22 protein-coding genes are annotated in these 22,085 nt (G+C 37.6%); 14 read left to right on the top strand and 8 right to left on the bottom strand.

Features of this window, described 5'->3' with window-relative positions; translation table 11 throughout:
* Window position 1: 1 nt before the first annotated feature.
* The 8 genes from MLC35_RS06720 to MLC35_RS06685 all read left to right on the top strand — a co-directional run bounded on the left by MLC35_RS06720 (window position 2) and on the right by MLC35_RS06685 (window position 6,891).
* Window positions 2-1,387, top strand: a complete 1,386-nt coding sequence (locus MLC35_RS06720) for a glutamate synthase subunit beta (RefSeq protein WP_151900191.1) — start codon at window positions 2-4, stop codon at window positions 1,385-1,387.
* Window positions 1,388-1,517: 130 nt separating this feature from the next.
* Complete coding sequence (gene accD / locus MLC35_RS06715; RefSeq protein WP_151900192.1) at window positions 1,518-2,363, top strand: acetyl-CoA carboxylase, carboxyltransferase subunit beta; 846 nt, start codon at window positions 1,518-1,520, stop codon at window positions 2,361-2,363.
* A gap of 1 nt (window position 2,364) precedes the next feature.
* Window positions 2,365-2,928, top strand: a complete 564-nt coding sequence (locus MLC35_RS06710; protein WP_434579734.1) for a thiamine phosphate synthase — start codon at window positions 2,365-2,367, stop codon at window positions 2,926-2,928.
* The gene (locus MLC35_RS06705; RefSeq protein WP_434636279.1) at window positions 2,925-3,383 is read left to right on the top strand and encodes a 23S rRNA (pseudouridine(1915)-N(3))-methyltransferase RlmH; all 459 of its coding nucleotides are present in this window, start codon (window positions 2,925-2,927) and stop codon (window positions 3,381-3,383) included. Before MLC35_RS06710 ends, MLC35_RS06705 begins: the two co-directional genes overlap by 4 nt.
* Window positions 3,384-3,396: 13 nt before the next feature.
* Entirely contained in the window at window positions 3,397-3,747 is a 351-nt protein-coding gene (dksA, locus tag MLC35_RS06700) for an RNA polymerase-binding protein DksA (RefSeq protein WP_434636277.1), read from the top strand.
* Window positions 3,748-3,758: 11 nt separating this feature from the next.
* A complete protein-coding gene (locus MLC35_RS06695; protein WP_151900196.1) occupies window positions 3,759-4,778 on the top strand; it encodes a hypothetical protein in 1,020 nt (339 codons plus the stop codon).
* Window positions 4,779-4,780: 2 nt separating this feature from the next.
* Window positions 4,781-5,737, top strand: a complete 957-nt coding sequence (dusB, locus tag MLC35_RS06690) for a tRNA dihydrouridine synthase DusB (RefSeq protein WP_151900197.1) — start codon at window positions 4,781-4,783, stop codon at window positions 5,735-5,737.
* Window positions 5,737-6,891 carry a hypothetical protein gene (locus MLC35_RS06685; protein WP_434636275.1) on the top strand — a complete coding sequence of 385 codons (1,155 nt, stop codon included), beginning with the start codon at window positions 5,737-5,739 and terminating at the stop codon, window positions 6,889-6,891. Before dusB ends, MLC35_RS06685 begins: the two co-directional genes overlap by 1 nt.
* A 4-nt stretch (window positions 6,892-6,895) precedes the next feature.
* On the opposite strand, the gene MLC35_RS06680 is transcribed toward MLC35_RS06685, so the two are convergent.
* The 3 genes from MLC35_RS06680 to MLC35_RS06670 are packed head-to-tail and all read right to left on the bottom strand — an operon-like array spanning window position 6,896 to window position 8,527.
* Entirely contained in the window at window positions 6,896-7,798 is a 903-nt protein-coding gene (locus tag MLC35_RS06680; RefSeq protein ID WP_418640383.1) for a hypothetical protein, read from the bottom strand.
* On the bottom strand, window positions 7,795-8,109 hold the full coding sequence (gene fliN, locus MLC35_RS06675; RefSeq protein ID WP_151900200.1) for a flagellar motor switch protein FliN: 315 nt from the start codon (window positions 8,107-8,109) through the stop codon (window positions 7,795-7,797). The genes MLC35_RS06680 and fliN overlap by 4 nt, the downstream gene beginning before the upstream one ends.
* Window positions 8,102-8,527, bottom strand: a complete 426-nt coding sequence (locus tag MLC35_RS06670) for a chemotaxis protein CheX (protein ID WP_151900201.1) — start codon at window positions 8,525-8,527, stop codon at window positions 8,102-8,104. The genes fliN and MLC35_RS06670 overlap by 8 nt, the downstream gene beginning before the upstream one ends.
* Window positions 8,528-8,632: 105 nt before the next feature.
* Between MLC35_RS06670 and MLC35_RS06665 the strand changes: the two genes are divergently transcribed.
* The 3 genes from MLC35_RS06665 to MLC35_RS06655 are packed head-to-tail and all read left to right on the top strand — an operon-like array spanning window position 8,633 to window position 13,151.
* Window positions 8,633-9,364, top strand: coding sequence for a sulfite exporter TauE/SafE family protein (locus tag MLC35_RS06665; RefSeq protein WP_151900202.1), 732 nt, complete (start codon window positions 8,633-8,635; stop codon window positions 9,362-9,364).
* Window positions 9,365-9,371: 7 nt separating this feature from the next.
* Window positions 9,372-12,200 carry an excinuclease ABC subunit UvrA gene (gene uvrA / locus MLC35_RS06660; protein WP_434636272.1) on the top strand — a complete coding sequence of 943 codons (2,829 nt, stop codon included), beginning with the start codon at window positions 9,372-9,374 and terminating at the stop codon, window positions 12,198-12,200.
* 30 nt (window positions 12,201-12,230) lie between these two features.
* Complete coding sequence (locus MLC35_RS06655) at window positions 12,231-13,151, top strand: manganese-dependent inorganic pyrophosphatase (RefSeq protein WP_434636270.1); 921 nt, start codon at window positions 12,231-12,233, stop codon at window positions 13,149-13,151.
* Here MLC35_RS06655 and MLC35_RS06650 read toward each other — a convergent pair.
* Window positions 13,148-13,660 (bottom strand): hypothetical protein, encoded by a 513-nt coding sequence (locus tag MLC35_RS06650; protein ID WP_434636268.1) that lies wholly within the window; start codon window positions 13,658-13,660, stop codon window positions 13,148-13,150. The genes MLC35_RS06655 and MLC35_RS06650 overlap by 4 nt on opposite strands.
* 3 nt (window positions 13,661-13,663) lie before the next feature.
* Window positions 13,664-15,337 (bottom strand): AMP-binding protein, encoded by a 1,674-nt coding sequence (locus MLC35_RS06645; protein ID WP_434636266.1) that lies wholly within the window; start codon window positions 15,335-15,337, stop codon window positions 13,664-13,666.
* Between the two features lie 149 nt (window positions 15,338-15,486).
* Here MLC35_RS06645 and MLC35_RS06640 point away from each other — a divergent pair, with 149 nt between their 5' ends.
* Complete coding sequence (locus MLC35_RS06640; RefSeq protein ID WP_151900213.1) at window positions 15,487-15,867, top strand: DUF6394 family protein; 381 nt, start codon at window positions 15,487-15,489, stop codon at window positions 15,865-15,867.
* 6 nt (window positions 15,868-15,873) lie between these two features.
* Entirely contained in the window at window positions 15,874-17,526 is a 1,653-nt protein-coding gene (locus MLC35_RS06635) for an NAD-binding protein (protein WP_151900214.1), read from the top strand.
* Here the strand turns inward: MLC35_RS06635 and MLC35_RS06630 are convergent.
* Both MLC35_RS06630 and MLC35_RS06625 read right to left on the bottom strand, forming a co-directional pair.
* Window positions 17,523-18,584 carry a sensor histidine kinase gene (locus MLC35_RS06630; RefSeq protein WP_346388820.1) on the bottom strand — a complete coding sequence of 354 codons (1,062 nt, stop codon included), beginning with the start codon at window positions 18,582-18,584 and terminating at the stop codon, window positions 17,523-17,525. The two genes, MLC35_RS06635 and MLC35_RS06630, sit on opposite strands and share 4 nt — an antisense overlap.
* Entirely contained in the window at window positions 18,571-19,224 is a 654-nt protein-coding gene (locus MLC35_RS06625; protein ID WP_346388819.1) for a response regulator transcription factor, read from the bottom strand. The genes MLC35_RS06630 and MLC35_RS06625 overlap by 14 nt, the downstream gene beginning before the upstream one ends.
* Before the next feature lie 207 nt (window positions 19,225-19,431).
* Here MLC35_RS06625 and MLC35_RS06620 point away from each other — a divergent pair, with 207 nt between their 5' ends.
* Window positions 19,432-21,120 (top strand): YgiQ family radical SAM protein, encoded by a 1,689-nt coding sequence (locus MLC35_RS06620; protein ID WP_151901510.1) that lies wholly within the window; start codon window positions 19,432-19,434, stop codon window positions 21,118-21,120.
* Here the strand turns inward: MLC35_RS06620 and MLC35_RS06615 are convergent.
* Window positions 21,117-22,058 (bottom strand): class I SAM-dependent methyltransferase, encoded by a 942-nt coding sequence (locus MLC35_RS06615; RefSeq protein ID WP_151900217.1) that lies wholly within the window; start codon window positions 22,056-22,058, stop codon window positions 21,117-21,119. The genes MLC35_RS06620 and MLC35_RS06615 overlap by 4 nt on opposite strands.
* Window positions 22,059-22,085: the final 27 nt, after the last annotated feature.

The raw sequence follows: 22,085 nt of genomic DNA, 5'->3' as shown, positions 1-22,085 counted from the left end.
AATGCGCGAATACCTAAAAACTGAGAGAATTGACCCGGCAAAAAGACTGGTTGTTGACAGAACAAAAGATTTTGGTGAAATTTACGAAGTCTTTGATAAAGATGAGGCAGCAACACAGAGTGACAGATGTATTCAGTGCGGCGATCCGTTTTGTTTAAACAAATGTCCTTTGCACAATTATATTCCTCAATGGCTCAAATCTATTGCCGAAAAAGATTTGGAATTTGCTTTTAAACTCTCCAATGAACCTTCTCCTTTCCCTGAAGTCATGGGAAGAGTATGCCCGCATGACAGACTTTGTGAAGGGGATTGTACATTAAATGACGGGCACGGGGCGATTACCATCGGTTCTGTTGAAACACACATTACTGAAGCAGGATTTAAAGCAGGATATACACCGGATTTTCCTGGAATAACAACAGATAAAAAAGTGGCTGTTATCGGAAGCGGTCCAGCAGGACTCTCTGCTGCTACCTATCTTTTGCGTTCAGGCATTGCTGTAACCATGTATGAAAAAAGTGACCGTGCAGGCGGTCTTTTGACATACGGTATTCCAAATTTCAAACTCGATAAAAAAGTAGTTGAGAGACGTGTGAAACTTTTGGAAGAGGCCGGATTGACACTTGTGCTCAACAGTGAAGTGGGACGCGATATAGAGTTTGAAACTATTGCAAACGAACATGATGCAATGTTTATAGGCGTTGGTGCAACAAAAGCAAAAAGTGCGGGTATCGCAGGTGAAAATGCACCAAATGTCTACAAGGCAATGGATTATCTTACAAACATACAAAGAAAGAATTTTAAACAGCCGTATGATAAAAAATTTGATTTTAAAGATTTAAATGTTGTGGTCATCGGTGGAGGTGATACGGCGATGGATTGTTTAAGAACTGCAAAACGAGAAGGTGCAAAATCTGTTACATGTTTGTATCGCAGAGATGAAAAAAACATGCCGGGCAGTAAAAAAGAGTATAAAAATGCGATGGAAGAGGGTGTTGATTTTACATTTCTTGTAGCACCCAAAGAGATAATATTAAATGAGGAAGGACGTGCAGTGGCGGTAGAAGTTGTAAAAACAACTTTGGGTGCCAAAGATGCTTCAGGCCGCCAACGCATGGAAGAGGTAAAAGGTTCACAATTCAGAGTGAATGCAGATGTGGTTATAATGTCACTTGGATTTGATCCTGTTGTGCCGTCGTTTTTAGCTGAAAACGGTATAGAGACAAATTCATGGGGTGGGATTATTGTAAATGAAGAGACATACGAAACAACAACACCCGGCATATATGCCGGAGGCGATTGTTTTCGTGGTGCTGACTTAGTTGTAACTGCGGCTTTTGACGGTCGTGAGGCAGCAAGAAGCATTATAGACTCTTTGTTGCAATAAATTCAAGCAGATTTACTTGTTTTTGATGAGTAAATCTGCCTTTCTTCTGAAAAAAATATTTTCAAAAATTCTTTAAAATCAACATTAATTTGCTATAATAGAGTCTATTTATATAATTTAAGGATTTTTTTTGAATTTACTAAACCTTTTTACAAAAACATTTGACAATAAACAACCGGAAAAAGCCGAAGCAGGATCTCATTGGATTAAATGCAAATCATGTCACTCTCTTATGTACTACAAAGAAGTTGAGAACCAAAACTATGTATGTCCAAAATGTGGGTATCATATCCGTATAGGTGTAAAAGAGAGACTCAACATGCTTGCAGATGAGGGAACATTTGTAGAGTATGATGCTTCATTGGAACCTGTGGATCCGTTGAAGTTTGTTGACAAAAAACCTTATAAAAAACGTCTTGAAGAAGCCTATGCAAAAACAGGAAGAAAATCATCAGTAGTAAGCGGTGAATGTAAAATGAACGGGGTTGATGTACAGCTTGTCATTTTTGATTTTGCTTTTATGGGCGGTTCTTTGGGCTCAGTTGAGGGTGAAAAAATTGTTCGCGCGGCTGAGAGAGCTATTGAGAAAAAGCAGGGTTTGATTATACTCAGTGCCTCAGGTGGTGCAAGAATGCAGGAATCAACCTTTTCACTGCTGCAGATGAGTAAAACTTCGGCGGCACTGGCAAAACTTTCCAATCACAAACTGCCTTTTATCTCTGTGCTTACGGACCCGACGATGGGTGGGGTGAGTGCCTCTTTTGCCAACCTTGGTGACATTATTATAGCTGAACCGGGAGCGTTGATCGGTTTTGCAGGACAGAGAGTTATTGAGCAGACTATTGGTTCAGAATTGCCTGAGGGATTTCAAAGAGCTGAATTTTTACTAGAACACGGTTCCATTGATATGATTGTCAATCGAAACAAGTTGAAAAAAACCCTCTCTGATATGCTGACTTTACTGAAAAAAGACTGATATGAGACTCTATGCGTTATGTGATCAGGACATGCTTGATAAAAAAGGAATTTCTTTAGAATCCTTTATAGGTATTGCAAAAAAGAAGAATGCTGAAATTATACAATATCGAAATAAAAATGCAGACATCGCTTTTATTAAAGCACAATTGATAAAAATCAGAAAACTTTATGACGGTTTTTTGATAGTGAATGATGCCTATGAGCTTGTTGAATTCTGCGATGGTGTGCATGTAGGGCAGGAAGATCTTAAAGCTATAGATACAGATGTATTCAAGGCAGTCAAAATTTTACGAAGTGTTATAAATGAAGACAAAATTTTAGGTATTTCAACGCATAATGAAGAAGAAGTTTTGCAGGCAAATGCAATGGATTTAAACTATATCGGACTTGGCGCATACAGAAATACTGATACAAAAAAAGATGTATCAAGCCTTCTTGGAGATACCCTGGATACCATTGCCTCAAAATCCAGACACCATGTCGCTGCTATAGGCGGTGTGAAATTTAATGATTCATTTGAACATGTAACATACAATGTAATCGGGAGCGGCTTACTCCAATGAATATAGAAATCGTCTCTATAGCAAAGAGAGAAAAAACACTTTACGATCCGCTGTATAAAGAGTTGACAAAAATGATATCAAGGTTTGCAACTGTAAAAGATACGGAGATTTTTTCAAAAGATGTAACAAAAGCACACACAATTTCCCCACAGGCCGCTCAAAAAGCATATACCAAAGTTTTAGAAGCTTATATTGGGAAAGATTTCTGTATAACTTTGCATCCAGATGGAAAACTAGTAGACAGTTTTGAATTTAGTAAGCTTCTAAATGATAAAATGTCCGTAAAATTTTTTATAGGCGGAGCATATGGTTTTGAAAAAGATTTTTTAGACCAAAGCAATGCTGTTGTCAGTTTAGGCAAAATAACAATGAGTCATAAAATTGCCAAGGCGGTTTTATTGGAACAGATCTATAGAGGTTTTGCTATACTGAGCAATCATCCATATCATAAATAAAAGGGAAATATAAGTGCAAGCAAGTGAGTTAAAATATTTTAAAGAGTTACTACTGAGTCGAAAAGAACAGATAGAGAAAAACATTCAGGATGTCCGAACAGAACTAAGTGAGCTGAGTTCGTTAGATTTAAATGATGAAGGCGATCATGCTTCGGCAAATAACAATTCTATGGTAGAAGGTGCTATAATAGAGCAGCAAAAGCAGGAATTGGATGAGATTGAAAAAATACTCTCTAAAATTAAAAACGGTGGTTATGGTGTTTGTGAAATGTGTGAAGATGAAATAGGATTTCAAAGACTGAAAGTAAAACCGCATGCTGCATACTGCATTGACTGTAGAGAAATAGTAGAAAAATCTAAATAAAGGATTGGAGAATGTATATTAAAAGGTACACAGTAGCTGCATTGGTTTGGATGGGACTTGTCGGTTGGTATGTTTACGCATATGTAACACAGGAAAGCATGAGTATAGATCTGTTTGGCATTCCTATGCCGTCACTTTCAATTGCTTTATGGGTAATCATACCGATATTTATCCTATACCTTGCAAGCGTGGCACATATGACATTCTATTCAATTATCGGTAATTTTCGATTACGTAAATATGAAAAAGATTATGAAAAACTTATTAATGCTGTTATTGATGCCTACCTGGGAAAAAAAGAGAGAAACTATACATTTAAAACTGATAGATATACTCTATTGGGAACGCTTTTGCAAAATAGTGAGATGCACCCGGTCGGAGAGATTATAGGAAAAATAAATAACGAAAAAATTGAAAAAGTACTGCGTATTATTCAAGATGTCAAAAACGGTGAAGTTGTGGATCTTAAACCGTACAATTTACCGTCTGACAATGAACTTGTGATACAAAACGAAAGAAACAGATACAAAAAAGGTCAGATAAGTGCAGAAAATATTCTGGCAAACTGTACCAAATATGATGACAGTATATGTAAAGAGGTTTATGTGGATTATGTCAAAACCGCACCATTGAGCGGTATTGAAAAATATAAATCCTTTTTAACAAAAGAGGCTTTACATGTAATCCTTTCAAGAATTAATGCTGATGAAAATATTTTGAAAATCAGTAATGAAGTACTTATAGATTTATTTAAAAAACTTGATCTCAGCAAGAAAGACTATATTGAAATTTCTTCGATTCTATCTAAAGGCGGTATGATTCCGGAACAGAGAATAAAACTTTTTGAAATATTGTCTGAAGAAGATGAAGATGCTGTGGATGCGTATCTTTATACGCTTTATGACCTTGAAATGATAGCACCGGCCAATGCTATTCTTGACAATTCTCAGCCTGATGAGTATCAGAACTTTAAGGCTTATCGTGCGCTTAAAGAGTGTGGACAAAACTTTAGTATAGATATGTTTCTGTAATAATGAAAAAAACAAAACTCTCCTTTGACAAGCCATTATATGTATTAGCCCCATTGGCGGGTTTTACTGATCTTCCTTTTAGAAGTGTGGTGAAAAAATTTGGAGCAGATTTGACTGTCAGTGAAATGTTGAGTTCAAATGCTCTGGCTCACGGTTCACAAAAAACACTGCATATGCTGGAAAAATCTTCTTTGGAAGATCCGTATTCTGTACAAATTGCAGGTGCTGATGTTGATATTGTACGTCGTGCGGTTGAAATACTAAACGAACAGGATGGAATTGACATTATTGATCTGAACTGTGGTTGTCCTGTACCCAAAGTTGTGGGTCACGGCAGTGGCAGTTCTCTTCTTTTGGACCTTCCTCTGATGGGAGATATAATAAAAACTATTAAAAATACTTCCAATAAAAATATGACCAGTGTTAAAATAAGATTGGGCTTTGAAAAGAAAAACCATGTAGATATTGCAAAAGTCGTACAGGACAGCGGTGCAGATTTTATTGCAGTGCATGGAAGAACACGAACCGGCAAGTTTAAAGCAGCTGTTGATTATGATGCAATAAGAGAGATAAAAGAGGCTGTAGATATCCCGGTGATTGCCAACGGAGATATAGACTCTTATGAAAAAGCCAAATGGGTGCTTGAACATACTGGTGCTGACGGGGTTATGATAGGTCGCGGTGCAGTAGGGGCTCCGTGGATATTTCATCAGCTTAAAACCGGTGCAGAATCTATCGAACAGAGTCTTAAACATGAAATTATTATGGAACATTTTGACAAAATGATAGAGTTTTACGGACAGCATGGTGTTGCAATGTTTAGAAAGCATACCCATACCTATTCGAAAGGCTATCGAGGTGCATCAGTTTTGAGAAATGAAGTAAACTCAATTGATGATATAGCAACATACCGTTCAGTCATAGATGACTTCTTTAAAAACAGTGAGATGACACTCTGATGTTAGAAATTTCTCCGGCAATTAAAAATTTAGAAAAAGAAGACATAGCGGATAATCTACTCCATTATGTTTATAATACAAAACATTTACTCTCTTTAATTAAAAAAGGCATTGAACTGGATGATCCTTCCTATTTGAGTTCTTACCGTTCCTTTGAAGGGGAAGTGTATGAAAATTTTATTTATGAGAAGCTTTTGCGTTACGCCCAGGAGAATGACTATATAACAAAATTTGTACTCAAGGGTTTTCATCAGGGAAAATGCAAAGCCTATGCAAATACTCTTTCCATCAGCGAGAAAGAACAAATAGTCTACAGAACAAAAAGCCGTGAAATCAGTGAATTTGATGCAATGTTTTTGACAAAAAACAATGAACTCTATTTTGTTGAAATGACACTGGTAAAGTCTGTATTGAAATTGCGTCGCAGACTGAGAAAGAAAAAAGCACTTTTGGAAATTATCTTTCCAAACTACACAATCAAATCATTAATTATCTTAAATGAAGGTGCCACAGGTGCCAAGCAGTTCCCGTCATACTGTAAAGTATGGTTTACAAAAGAGTTCTCGGCTGCAGAAGTTTTAGAATATATTACAAAACTCGACAAACAAAAACTTTTGCCAAAAGACAAAATAAATTCCAAGAAAATGATAGAAGCACACATGCTGAAACTTCATCCGTTCAGGTATTATAATACCATGAGCTGGATTACCAAAACAATACGTGCAAATAAAAAATATGTCATAGATATGAATTTCTTGATGACTGAAAAAGTACAAAGATATCATGATCTATACAATAAATTTTATGTCGGTTTTTTGACTGTAAAAGATATGAAAAACATACTGCAGTTAAAAGAGGGTGAATATTCGCAAGAACAACGGGTAGTTGTTGCATTGGAAAAGAAACATTCTGATGAGATTGTAGTGACGTACTACATACAGACAACCCGTAAGAATCTTTATCTGTACAGTTTTAATGACTGGAAAGTTGTGAAAGAAAAAAAAGATCCTTACGGAATTACTGTAACAGAAGTGTTTCATATCAATAAATTGATGAATGAGAGCTATTTGTTAAGTATATCTCAGGTCAATACAATTAAAAAACTACTGAAAGAACGTTTTAAAAGAGAGAGTCAAAAACCAAACGTAAATTAGTTTTTTACTGCATTTCATAGGCTATGTTTGCAGCTCTTTCTTTGTATGCCTGAAGAGGTTCCTGCTTTTGTGATGTTTGCGATTTACCTAAAAATTTTTCTAAATCTTCATGTCTGCTTTGTAAAATCTCATCAAACTCCTTTTGGGATGCCGGCTTGTTATCTGTAAATTTGTCCAGAAGTATATTGCCGTTACCCATAAGAACCAGGTAGCTTTGATTGCCAAAGTCAAGCATAACAACACTGTTCTTTTCATCTATGGCTTTTTGAAACCGTATACTGACATTTTGTTCTGTCATATCAGTGTTGTCATTTTGTAAAGGGGATTTTTTTGTGTCTTTAAAGAGCCAGTTGTTATTTGATGTTTCCGTATTAGCAGGGAGAGGTTTCATTTTTTTCTTGATATATAAAAGTATAAGAATTCCAAGGATTAAAATCGCAACCACAATATAATAACTTGAAGACATTGCGTCATCCTTTTTTGTCGGCAATGCACTGAGTGAATTTACAGAAGAGGATGATGCTTTTTTAAAAGTTGATGATTTTACAGCTGTTTTGTTTGTAAAGCGCAATCTCAATCCGTAGCCGTCAGATGTTTTTGAAGCAATAAGTTTTGTTGATGGAGATATAGAAGCAACAATCAGGGTTTCACTGTTAAGAGGTGTGATAGTCAATGAGTGTAAATACTGGGAAGAGACTTTTTTTATTTTTGGTGATTCTATCGTGGCATCTTCAAGTTTTATGATGATTTTTGATTTACTGATACTCTGCTTTATCTGCCCGGTGTAAGGTGTATCAAAAGTAATCATGACATCGGCTCTGTCAGTTCTTTCATAAATATTATAGCTTAAAATTTTTGAAGCATACAGGGAAAACGGCAGAATAAAAAGTAATAAAATTTTAATCATAATCTCTCTTTTGACAGGTAGTAGAGTACAGCACTTGAATCCAGCACTTCATTGATACGGATAGCGAGGTTTTTTTCGTAAACCATCACTTCTCCTTTTCCTATAATACGTCCGTTGACATAAGACTCAACACTCTCTCCTGCCGGTTTTTTTAAATCGATAATAGATCCTTTTTCAAGCTTTAAAACTTCTGCAACACTCAACTCGGTCTCTCCCAGATCAGCAATAAATTCAACTTCCATGTCTAAAATACCGGAGTAGTCCATCCATGAAAGTTCTTCTTGCAGGTCAAATTTTTTTGTATCAGGCATCTAATTCCTTAATGGCAATAATGAGTTCGGCATTGTCTATATGAACGACTTTGCGCTCATCAAAGCTAAAGTCAAATTCTCCGACTTTTGCAAAATGAGGCGTTCCCATTGTATATGAGATTCCAAGTCCTTCAGCAATGACTTTGGCGCTTCCTATAATAAGATTGGCAGTTTCAAGTGTCATTTCCTTGAGCGTCTCTTCATCACTTTTTTCTTCTTCTAAAAACAGTTTTGAAACTTTCTGCATAAAATCATTGTCAGAAGCTATATAAACTCTGTAGCGTTTCTGGTCTTGAGTTTGTACATCTATGTAAGCAATAAGTGTTCTCTTGTTTGTCGGGGCATCTTTTATTTCGCATGAAGCGCCGATTTGATGTATGCAAAAGTTTTTTGCTGCTTCTTTTAAGCTCTCTAGCATTATCTACCTTTCTTATAATTCATAGATTATACTTGAATGAAACACAAAGTAAAATTAAACTATTATTTATATTGGGGTATAATTCCAAAAAAGTTATGGATAATAATGATTGAATTAATCTTGCTTGGTACTTTTGTCGGTTTGCTGTCCGGGCTTTTTGGAATAGGCGGTGGAACAATTCTGGTGCCACTGCTGCTATTGCTTGGGTATGAAACAAAAATTGCCATAGGCATTTCGGTTATTCAGATGGTTTTCAGCTCTGTTTACGGCAGCTATCTGAATAATAAAAAAGGAACACTTGATGTCCTGATGGTTGTTATTATTGGACTTGGCGGTTTTACCGGTGCCCTTTTAAGCGGTAATATTACGGCAAGTTTCAGTGACCAGACCTTGGAAATGGTCTTTTTGGCATTTGCTGCATTTGCACTTATTCGCCTTTTTATGAAAACACATGACTATAAACACGAAAAGAAAGTAAACAAGGCAGTGCTTTTTGTCACAGGTTTTGTCATAGGGGCAATAAGCATGTCCATAGGGGTAGGCGGGAGTCTGATTCTTGTCCCTATCCTTGTTGGGTTTTTACATGTACCTTTGAAAAAAGCTACATCAGCAGGACTGTTCTTTGTTGTTTTTTCATCTGTTTCGGGGTTGATATCGCATACACTGCACGGGCATGTTGATTATACAAGTGGAATCATTATAGGGTTGGCATCATTGGCAGGTGTGTATGCAGGCATACATTTAAAGCATCATATCTTAAATGTATCTCTGCAAAAAAAACTCTTAACTGTTCTTTATCTGATTATTGTAATATATTTGCTCTATAGAATTTTTTGAGGTATAAATGAAAAAAAAAGATGTAATTAAAATCACCGGCGCGCGCGAAAACAATTTAAAAAATATCAATTTGACAATTCCTAAAAATGAATTGATTGTGATGACTGGACTCAGTGGAAGCGGGAAGTCTACTCTGGCTTTTGATACGCTCTATGCAGAGGGTCAGCGCCGCTACATGGAATCACTCTCTTCGTATGCAAGACAGTTTTTAGACCGTGTAGGCAAGCCTGATGTTGACAAAATAGAGGGGCTCACACCTGCTATAGCCATAGATCAAAAAACAACCTCAAAAAATCCGCGTTCAACTGTCGGAACAATTACGGAAATATATGATTATTTTCGACTGCTGTATGCCCGTGTCGGTATTCAGTACTGTCATAAATGCGGCAAAAAGATTTCTCAAATGTCGGCTTCGGATATAATTGGCGAAGTTGCAAAGCTGCCTGAGGGAGCAAAACTTGTCCTGATGGCACCGCTTGTAAGAGAGAACAAAGGTGCCTACGCAGACCTGATTGAGTCACTTGTGCATAAAGGCTATGTCCGTGCTCAGATTGACGGTGTTATGGTACGTCTGGATGAAGAGATAGAACTCTCAAAAACAAAAAAGCATACGATTAAAGTAGTTGTTGACAGAGTGATTGTCAAAGAAGAGAACAAAGAACGAATCGCATCAGATGTGGAAAAAGCGCTCAAAGAAAGCTACGGCGAACTGGAAGTGGAAATACTCAACTATGAAGAACTCGGCTGCCCTCAGCATATTCACTATTCGGAACATAACGCCTGTTTTGACTGTAAAATAAGCTTTGAACCGCTTGAACCTTTGAGCTTCTCTTTTAACTCTCCAAAAGGCGCCTGTTCTGAATGTGACGGTCTTGGCATACGTTATGCACTTGATATTGACAAGATTATTGACAGTGATCTGAGTATTGAAAAAGGTGCTGTTAAAATTGTTTACGGTTTTAACAAAGGTTACTATTTTACCTTTTTAAAGGGTTTTTGTGCACATAATGACATTGACGTTACCGTACCGTATTCTGAATTGCCATTGCACCAGCAAAAAGCGATTTTACACGGTAATATAGATGAAGTAGAGTTTTTGTGGAAAAACCATAAAGTAAAAAGAATATTCCCGGGTATTATCCGTATAGCCTATGATATGCTTAAAGACGAAAAAGAACTTGCAGACTATATGAGTGAAAAGGTCTGTGATGTCTGTGGCGGGCACAGGCTCAAACGCGAATCTTTGGCAGTGAAAGTGGCTGATACAAAAATAGCACAGCTTCTCGAAATGCCGATTGCCAAAACCTATGAATTTTTTGCCAATGATGAGAACTTTTCCTATTTCGACAGACAGTCAAGAATGATAGCAGAGCCTATTTTAAACGAAATCAAAGAACGACTTTTCTTTCTTTATGATGTAGGACTTGGCTACATTACTTTGGGTCGTGATGCCAGAACCATAAGCGGAGGAGAAGCACAACGCATACGAATAGCTTCACAAATCGGTTCGGGACTTACAGGTGTCATGTATGTGTTGGATGAGCCGAGTATAGGACTTCATGAAAGAGACACCTTGAAACTTATCCGAACACTCAGAAGCCTGCAGGAAAAAGGAAACACTGTTATCGTGGTTGAGCATGACAGAGAGACCATAGAAAATGCAGACTTTATAGTAGACATAGGAAGCGGTGCGGGAAAATTCGGCGGAGAAGTTGTTTTCAGCGGAACACTGGAAAAATTGAAAAAAGCAAAAACACTTACGGCTGACTACCTTTACGGACGTAAAAAAATCGAGTATTTTTACAGACGTCCGCAGGAAAAATGGATAGAAATCAAAAATGTCACTATTAACAATATTGAAAACCTGAGTGCTAAAATTCCGCTCAACAACTTTGTCTGCATCACAGGAGTTAGCGGCAGCGGAAAAAGTTCTCTGATGCTTCAGACACTTCTTCCGACGGCAAGAGAACTGTTAAATCATGCCAGAAAAGTCAATAAAGTTGCTGGTGTAGAAATAAACGGATTAGAGCATGTTGATAAAGTTATCTATCTGGATCAAAGCCCGATAGGGCGTACTCCAAGGAGTAATCCGGCAACCTATACCGGTGTGATGGATGAAATCCGCAACCTTTTTGCCCAGACAAAAGAGAGTCAGATTCGCGGATATACGGCATCAAGATTCTCTTTTAATGTCAAAGGCGGACGTTGCGAGAAGTGTCAGGGTGAGGGTGAAAACAAGATAGAAATGCACTTTCTGCCCGATATTATGGTCAAATGCGATGCCTGTGGCGGAAAACGCTATAATCAGCAGACTTTGGAGGTTTTTTACAAAGGTAAAACCATCGCCGATGTGCTTGCCATGAGTGTGGATGAGGCTTTTGAGTTTTTTAAACCTATTCCTAAGATACACCAAAAAATGAAAACACTTGTAGATGTAGGACTTGGCTATATAACTTTGGGTCAAAATGCCGTAACGCTCTCAGGCGGAGAAGCGCAGAGAATCAAACTCTCAAAAGAGCTTAGCCGTAAAGATACAGGAAAAACGCTTTATATTCTGGATGAACCGACAACAGGTTTGCATTTTGCCGACGTTGACAGATTGACAAATGTACTGCATAAGTTTGTCGAACTCGGTAACTCTATGCTCATCATTGAGCATAATCTTGATATGATAAAAAATGCCGATTATATTATAGATATGGGTCCTGAAGGCGGCAGCGGCGGGGGACTCATAATAGCGGAAGGTTCCCCTGAAGTGTTGGCAAAGAACCATAAAAAAACAGGCTCTTACACCGGTGAATATCTTGAAAAAGAGTTAAAGTTACATAAAATATAGTATAATTCGAAAAAAAATAAAGGCTTAAAAATGTCTGTATACGTTTTTGGACACAAAAATCCCGATAGTGACTCTATTGTTGGTGCTATCTCATTATCTTATTTAAAAAACAAAGTAGAAAAAGAAGAGTATATCCCTGCCCGTCAGGGTGAAATAACTGCTGAGACCGAGTTTATTTTAGAGAAATTCGGCGGTACTCTGCCAATGCTCAAAACTTCAGTGGCAGGTGAGAGAGTTTTTATAGTTGACTCTACCGACAAAGCACATTTTCAGGACGATATTGACGAAGCAACTATAATAGGTATTGCCGACCACCATAAACTGGGTGATTTGACTACCGATACGCCTCTTGAAGCATGGATTCGACCGATTGGGTGTTCTAACACGGTAATTTATGAAATGTACAGATGTTACGGTGTGGAAGTACCAAAAGAGATTGCAGGTTTAATGATGATGGCAATTTTAAGTGATACCGTTATATTTAAATCGCCTACATGTACAAAGGCAGATACAAAAGCCGTCAAAGAGTTGGCAGAAATTGCCGGAGTAACAGACTATAAAAAACTGGCGATGGAGATGTTTATAGTAAAATCTGCTGTTGACGGTGCAAGTGCCCGTGATTTAAATACACGGGATTATAAAGAGTTTAATATGAACGGCACAAAAGTCGGTATCGGGCAGCTTGAAATGGTCGATATTTCAGTCTTGGAACCTCGTGAAGAGGAACTGCTTGAAGATATGAAAAAGATGAAAGAAGAGGGCGGACTGCATACTGTTTTGATTCTTTTGACAGACATTATGAAAGAGGGCTCAAAACTTTTGGTTGTGAGTGATGATGAGTCAAAAATAGAAAAAGCATTTGACATTAAACTCCAAGACCATAAAGCATGGCTCGATGGCGTACTGAGCCGTAAAAAGCAGGTAGTGCCTTTTGTGCAGCCTCAGTTTTAACTCTTTTTAGACTTGTTTGAATAGTGCGTCGCACTGACAATATCACCGATGATGGCGCGGTGATAGAGGTAGGGCTGTTTTATATTGCTTATAACATACCTGCCGCCGGATGTCGTGATTACTTCCAGTGTTCCAACATCAATTATTTTGCCAAATCTTTTACTGAAAGGCTTAATATAGATAGTTCTGATCTCTTCAAGGTTAATCGGAAAAATCTCTTTTTGTACCCGGCCCTTGAGAATAATAAGCCTTTTTTGTGTGAGCAGACAGTTGTAGGATTTTTTTTCTTTTATTTCATCCAGATGGACAAAAAAAGTGCGAATCATTAAAACAATACCAATCACACCTATTTCGTACTCATATCCTATAAACAGCAGAAGAGATCCCAGGGCATAGAGTTTTATCATAGGCAAATAAAACGTTTTTGATATTTCTGCCCGTACCAAAACCGATTCATCTTTGTGCAGAACCTTTTTAAAATTTTCTATGATATTTTCCTTTTGTGCCATTGTCTATTCTGTATAAAGGTATCTTTTTATTTTTTTTGTCGGTGTTTTTACAAAAGGCTCAATCTGTTCTATAAATTTTTGAATTTTTGAAAATGAGGCCAACTGTGCATTGACCTCTATTCTCATATTTTCCAGGTAATCTGCAATTTTTTCTCTGACTTCATTTTCCGGCATATTATGAGCATTAAACATTTTATCTATAAGTTCATAGTCCAGGTGTACTCTTGCAACCAGTTTTCCGTCTTTTTCCATCACAAGGGAATCAAGAACCGCCTCATGTTGATTGATGATAGCCTCTATCTGTTCTGGATATATGTTTTCTCCACCGGGACCGATAATGACATTTTTACTTCTTCCGCTGATAAAGAGATACCCGTCTTCATCTATGTAACCCAAGTCTCCGGTATAAAACCAGCCATCTTTGATAACCTCTTTTGTCTGCTCTTCATCTTTGTAATAGCCTATCATTACACTGGGTGATCTGGTTATAATCTCCCCTTCACCGTTTTGCGGGTTGGGATCTTTTATCTGCACTTCGACTCCGACCATCGGCAAGCCGGTAGAGCCTATCTTGATCGGGTAGCCGATTCTTCCTCCCGCTATAAGTGGAGATGTTTCGGTGAGTCCATAGCCTACAATGTATGGAAAGTTGGCTTCTGCCAAAAATTTTTCTACATAGGGAGAGAGTGCTGCACCGCCTATACCGAAAAATTTGATCCGGCCTCCGAATGTTTCGATTAATTTTTTTCCGGCAACTTTATTGAGCAGTTTGCGTATAAAAGGGATGGAGTAGAGTGTTTTCATAATAAACGAACCGGTAAATTTTGGCAATATTTTATTTTTATATATTTTTTCTATGATTAGAGGCACACTGAGCATCATAGTCGGTCTGACGCTGGCAAAGGCTTTTATAAGGACATTCGGAGTGGGTGCTTTGTCGAGATATACAATGTCCGCACCATGTAAAATCGGCAGTATCATGCCGACAGTACACTCGAGAGTATGTGCCAAAGGTAAAATGGAAAGAAAAGTATCTTCGGGTAAAATAGTTACGTTTTTATAGGCACTCATTGCATTGGTAACAAGGTTTTTGTGTGAGAGCATCACTCCTTTTGAGTGTCCTGTCGTGCCTGACGTATACAAAAGTGCCGCCATATCATCTTCTTTTGGTCTTGGAAGTTCTTTGGAAGCCATTTTCTGTGTCAGTTTTGCGATGTAACTGTGATTTTTCAATTCATCTATGAGTGTTAAATCATCAAGCTTTATAACAAACTTCATATTGGAATTATCCAGCTCTTCTATGGTTTGAAGATGCTTTTGTGATACAAAAACAGCTTTTGCCTCAGAGTGTCTGATAATGTGCTGGACATCAGAGGGATGAAAATCAGGAAGTATGGGAACGATGACACCGCCAAAATAGGTAACAGAAAAATATGCAACAGCCCAGTTAGGCATATTTTCACTCAGCAGGGCAACTTTATCGCCTTTTCTGACACCGTTTTTCTTTAAAAGTTTGATCATGGCATGTACATTTTCATGTAACTCTTCATAGCTCATAGGGTCCTGGTCAACTTTAGACAATACTTTTTTCGGTCCGTACAGCTCAACTGACCGTTTTAGCAAACTTGGCAGTGTGTAGTCCTGCATATTTTCATAAGGGTAGGTAATATCTGTCATAGTTCATCTTTTATCTTTATTTGTTATTTTATTATACAGAGTATTTCTTTAATGTAAAATGTAGAGTGATTAAATATACAATTAATTTTAATAAGAGTAGAATTTTAGAAGCACGCTTAGGTGTCTTTTTTATTTTGGAGAATAAAGCAATGAATATGCATAAAATTATATCCGGGTCATTTTTTATCTTGGCCATGACGGTCAATTTCGGTTTTTTTTACGGAGAGCCTACCGTACTTGAACAGCACAGTTCTTACGAGCTTTTTGCCGCGATTATTGTCAATCTGATAGCCACAGTACTCAAACTGGGGGACAGAACACAGCTGGGGGCGGTTTTACTGGCAACAAGTATTGTAGCAGATATTCAGCTTATCGCATCTGCGACTGTCTGGGCTTTTGCAATATATGTAATTGGTGATGTGAATATAGAGGCCGCAACAGCGATTGTCTCGCTCTCAGGCGGAGCACTCCTGGCAAATATAGTCTCGGTTATACTCTTTGTTGGCGATACACTCAAGTCAAAAAGATAGCAAGATATGAATGAACAGATTGTATGGATTGTTCTTAAAAGGTTAAGGACACCTTTTTTAGTCATTATCATTACTTTTGCCATATCCATACTCGGGTTAGTGCTGATTCAGGGGACAGACAACAACGGCGACCCTTATCAGATGACTTTTTTTGATGCCTTTTATTTTGTAACCTATATGGCAAGTACTATCGGTTTTGGAGAGGCTCCGTATACTTTCAACTACGAACAGCGGATGTGGGTGAGTTTTTCTATCTATTTTACAGTGATAGGATGGTTTTACGGGATAGGAGCGATAGTTTCTCTGATACAGGATGAGGCACTGAAAAAAGCATTAAACAGGAACTCGTTCAGAAATCATGTAAGAAATATCAACAAACCCTTTTATATTATTCTCGGATATAACGGGATAACAAAAAGTATTATTGACAGACTCAACGGACATGACTACAGGCTCGTTGTTTTAGATAAAGACGAAGAGAAGATAGACGAGTTGATATTGGAAAATTTTTATCCAAATGTTCCTGGATTTGTAGGCGATGCAACAAATCAAAAAATGCTTAAAATTGCAGGAATCCATCAAAAAAACTGTGCAGGTATAATCTCTCTTTTTGAAGATGATATGGTAAATTCAAAAATAGCCACCATCAGCAAACTGCTCAATAAAAAAATTGATATTATTGTCAAGGCAACTTCAAAGGCTCAGCTTGAACACTTTCGAAGTATGAATTTGAAACATGTGAAAAATCCTTTTGATATTATATCAAAACGCATCTACTATGGTATAACAGCACCCTATATCTGGCTTTTGGAGATGTGGATGTACGGACACATACTCAAACTGAAAAAAAGAGACCAGTTCCCTCTTGGAAAATACATTATATACGGTAAAGGAAGAATGGGCAAAGCGATTCAAGAAGGATTGCAAAAGGCCGGTATAGAGTATGTGATTGAAGATTTTGATTCACAGCGCTACATAGAAGAGAAAAATACAACCATTTTCGGGGATGATGAAGATATACACAGACTGATTGAACTCGGTGTCAAAGAGAGTGCCTGCATTATAGCCGCAACACAAAATGATTTGCTGAACCTTACTATTTTAAACAAGGCGAAACAGTTGAATCCGAAAATATTTACAATGGCCCGTGAAAATTCCTTAGACGATTTAAATATATTTCAGGCATCTAAAATCAATAAAATATATATTGTAGAGAAGATACTGGCTGATGCAACATACAGCTATATAGCAAGACCTCTGGCTGACCTGTTTATACAAGAAGCACGCAAAAAAGATGATGAATGGGCAAGAATCATTGTCTATATGCTTAATAATATCACAGGGATGAATCCAATGTACTTTGAAACTGTACTGAATGATGCAAATGCGTATGCACTGACATTAAGGCTTGAAAAAGGTGAAAATATAAGCCTTGCAGATTTAAGAAGATCCCGTGCTGACAGAAATGAGATGTTACATGTAGTTTTTTTGCTGCTCAAAAGAGGGGATAACATATACTTGATGCCTGATGCAAGAATGAATCTGCAAATCGGTGATGAACTGCTGATAGTCTCAGATGAGGAAAATTACAGTGATTTTGAGTATATTGTCAATAACATATATGAACTGGAGTATGTTTTAGGATATACAAGTTCTTAAGGCAGAGTTAAAACAAAGCGTGTACCTGCAGGCTCGTTTTTTTGCACAACTATTTTTATATCCATAGCATATGCCAGTCTTTTTACGATATCAAGCCCAAGACCACTGCTGTTTTCATCACTGTAGGAGCGTTCAAATATTTTTTCCGGTTCTTTGATTCCTTTGCCGTTGTCTTCTATATATAAAGCATTCTTATTGTTATAAATCTTTATATATCCATTGGAACTGTTGTATTTACAGGCATTTGAAATAATGTTTTGCAGAATTTGTTTCATAGCCTGTGTATTTATTTTTGCTTTGAGTATGTTGCATTGAATGTGAAAAGTGATATTGGGATAAAGGGCTTTTTGGATTTCAACAACTTCTTGAATAATAGGGCATATATTTTGATTTTGTATCTGAAAAGTTTCTTCCTGAAGCAGTATTGTTAGGTTTTCATGGAGTTCTGAAATATTGTTGATACTCTTTTTTAACCTTATTAGTGCTTTTGTATTTTGTAATTGCGGAATTTTTTCGATGAGTTTCATATTGAGTTGCATAGAGGTGACAGGCGTATTTAAGTCATGAATTAAATCTTTTGCAAATTTATCAAGAGTTATGATACTTTCGCGTAAAGGCTTTAAAGCATTTTTTGCAAGCTTGTAGCTAATATATGCAAAAATAAGAAGCAATAAAAACTGTATGGACAGAACTTTTTTTTTGAAGTTGGATAATCTTTGATCAAAGCTGTGTTTTGACTTAAATACTTGTAGATATTTTCCACGCCTGTTCATAGGCAGCAGTTTGGAAAATTCTTTTTCTCCTATAGTGAAATTTCTAATATCAACATGTTTGGGTACTTTGACAAAAGCATGATGAAAATCTTTGTTGTATTCATCTATTGAAGTACCCATTTTAATATGTCTGGCGTACTCAATAAGTGAAAATTCCTCTTCTTTTAAAAAATGGTTTTTTGTCTGTTGAAAATAAAAATATCCGGCAATTAAAATAAGCAGGGCAGTGCTGATAAAGTAAATAAGAAAAAATTTTAAAAATGCCAGTTTTTCATGATGATGCAAGACGGTATCCTATCCCTTTTATCGTTGTAATTGGGAGACCGATTTTGCGAAGTTTGTTAATGTGTACACGCAAGGCTCCCTCGCTCATCTCTTTGTTCCCGTTGAGTGCTTCGAGTATAAGCTCTTTTTGGACTGTTTTGTTGAGGTTTTGAAAAAACAGCTTTGTAATCTGCAGTTCATAAGGAGAAAGCGGTATGAATTTTGATTGATTGTAAAGTTCGTCTTTGTCGATTACAAAGCGAAAGTCATTGACCCGTAATTCATTCTGATAGGTATGATAGGCTTTTTTCAAAAGAGCATGTATGCGTATGAGGAGTTCATCAAAATCAAAGGGCTTTTTGATGTAGTCATCCGCACCGACATCAAAGCCGTTTGCCAAAGAGGCGACATCACTTAAAGAAGTAAGGAAAACAGCCGGTGTCATATCTCCGCTTTGGCGTAAACTTTTTAAAAACTCAAAACCGTTAAGCAAGGGGACATTGACATCCAAAAGCATCAGAGTGAATTTGTTTTCAAAAGTCGCATCCAGAGCTGCTTCCCCGTCCTTTACATGTAACACTTCAAATGCTTCATTTTCCAACAGTTCAATTAAGGTTTCAGATAATACTTCATCATCTTCTAATAATAATATTTTTGCCATAGGCAAAGTATATACTAAAGCACATTAGCTCAATGTTAACATTCAATAATCTTTTCTTTTGTGTAAATAGTGTATTATTAGTATAATACTTCAGATTTTAAAGGGCTATATATTTTGAGCAGACGACATAAAAACAAACACAACAATCCAAAAAGAGATACCGTCACTTTCAGCGAAAAAGATTTTCTGCCGACAACACGGGCGGAAATGGATGCCAAAGGCTGGGATTATTGTGATGTTATTTTAGTCAGCGGGGATGCCTATATAGACTCTCCTTTTATCGGTGTTGCTATGGTCGGGCGTATGCTTGAGAGAATGGGATACAGAGTCGGAATGATAGGACAGCCGGACATTGACAGACCTGATGATATTATGCGTTTGGGTGAGCCTCGTTTGTACTGGGGTGTCAGTGGTGGCAGCGTCGACAGTATGGTTTCAAACTATACAGCCACCAAAAAGTTTCGAAATTCCGATGATTATACTCCGGGCGGAAAAAACAACAAAAGACCAGACAGAGCAGTTTTGGTTTATACAAATCTGATACGGCGTTATTTTAAAAATACTGTGCCTATCGTTTTGGGAGGTATTGAAGCCTCTTTGCGACGTGTAAGTCATTATGATTACTGGTCCAACAAACTCAAAAAGCCTGTTTTGTTTGATTCTAAGGCGGATGTGATGATTTACGGTATGGGGGAAATAGCCCTTGAGCAGTTAACCCGTGCCATAGATGAAAAGAGGGATTACAGAGATATACGGGGTATCTGTTATATATCCAAAGAGCCGGTTTATGAGTTTATTCAGCTCCCTTCGCACCAAGAGTGTTTGGATGACAAAGAGAAATATATAGACCTTTTTGATCTCTTTTATGACAATAATGACCCTATAGCGGCAAAAGGACTCTGTCAGCCGGTAGACAGCCGGTATCTCATTCAAAACCCTCCCTGTGACTACCTGAATGAAGAGGAGATGGATGCAAACTCCAACCTGCCTTTTACAAGAGAGCTGCACCCTTACTATGCCAAAGAAGGGAAAGTGAAATGTCTGGAGACGATTAAGTTTTCCATCATGACGCATCACGGCTGTTGGGGAGAGTGTAACTTTTGTGCTATCGGTGTGCATCAGGGGCGGACAATTAGGACACGGTCTGAGAAAAATATTTTGTCTGAAGCAAAAGATTTTAACAAATACAAAGATTATAAAGGCATTATTTCCGATGTCGGCGGACCTACGGCAAATATGTACGGATATGAGTGCAATAAAAAGCTCAAACTCGGTACCTGTGACCATCAGCGTTGTGTCGATGCCAGCCATTTATGCAAGTCGATGAAGGTTGACCACTCCCGCAACATAAATCTTTTACGCCAGGTTCGTCAGGTGGAGGGTGTGCGAAAAGCGTTTGTGGCTTCGGGTGTCCGATATGATTTGATTACAGAGGATAAACAGCACGGATACAGTTACCTCAAAGAGATGGTCGAACATCATATATCAGGACAGATGAAAGTAGCTCCGGAACATACGCAGCAGCATGTACTTGAACTTATGGGAAAACCGGGAAAACAGACGCTTATAGATTTTAAAAAACTCTACGACAAACTCAACAAAGAGTCCGGTAAAAAGCAGTTTTTGACCTATTATCTCATTGCAGCCCATCCGGGATGTGAGGAGAAAGACATGCACGAGTTGAAGCGTTTTACCACAGAAGAGTTGCAAATGAATCCTGAACAGGCACAGGTCTTTACTCCGACTCCAGGTACCTATTCTGCTGTAATGTATTATACTGAACTGGACCCTAAAACACGCAAGAAAATTTTTGTAGAAAAAGATACAAAACGCAAAGAGCGGCAAAAACAGATAGTGGTTGCAAAAGATACCTTTGCATCAGGATTTGCTTCTTAATCTTTGCGAATGGATGTAGCCGTTACAAATATATAGTCTTTGCCCGTAACAGTGACGCGAAACTTTTTTTGCTGCAGGTATTTTTTTGCAAAGATGACATCCTTGTAAAGCAGTCCCATTTCTGAAAAAGCATAGTTTTTGACTCTGGCCCCATAAATCATTTCCCCGTCTATCCAGCGGCAGTTTGGAAAACCGAGTATCATAGCTCCCTCTTTTTTGAGATGGTTTTGGACTATGGACATGAGTGTTTTGTTAAACTCCAAATTTGAGCTTTGCAGTGTGCCTATACTGATGATGAGGTCAAATTTTCCCAAATCAAGTGCATTGAGACTGTTGATATCGGCTACATGTAAAGAGATGTTGGCAAAGTTTTTAAACTTCTTTTTTGCCGCGTCTACGGCAGACTCGCAGTAGTCGATGCCGACAAGGTCAAGCTCTGCAAAGTTGTCTGCCAAAGAGGCGATAACTTCAAACTCGTCTCCACTGTTGACCCCGAGATTCAAAATACGTTTTCTTTTGTTCAGGTGTACATTTTTTAATGCCTGTGTGTAACTGTAAATAAAAGAAGCCTCTTCATTTTTGTGAATTTTTCCGAAAATGGAATTTTCTCCGTATTTTTCTTCTTTGTCTGTGATGTTTTTATGAAAGGTGCTGTCTTCATCAAGTTTTTCATAACGCATAATTACGGTGTGTTCATCAGCAATTTTCGGTGTCAGCATTCTGCATTTAAGCAAATGTGCCAAATCAATCCAGCTTTTATAGCCACGGTAAATATACTCTTGTCCGTTACATGTAATGCGTGTGCCGTTATACAACGAAGTCGCAATGTCAGGATTAAGTATTTGAAATGAAATTATCTCTTTTCCCTGCATTGTATTGATGTAATTTTGTAATACTTTTGTGATTTGTGTCATAGTTTGATGTGTAAAGGTTAGCATTCTTGAATTATACACTTTTATTAGATA

Origin of the sequence: Sulfurimonas sp. NW7, from assembly GCF_051132265.1 — a bacterium.
Taxonomy (GTDB): Bacteria; Campylobacterota; Campylobacteria; order Campylobacterales; family Sulfurimonadaceae; genus Sulfurimonas; species Sulfurimonas hydrogeniphila.
The sequence above is the reverse complement of the archived record's forward strand: the minus strand, read 5'-3'. Positions and strand labels throughout refer to the sequence as shown.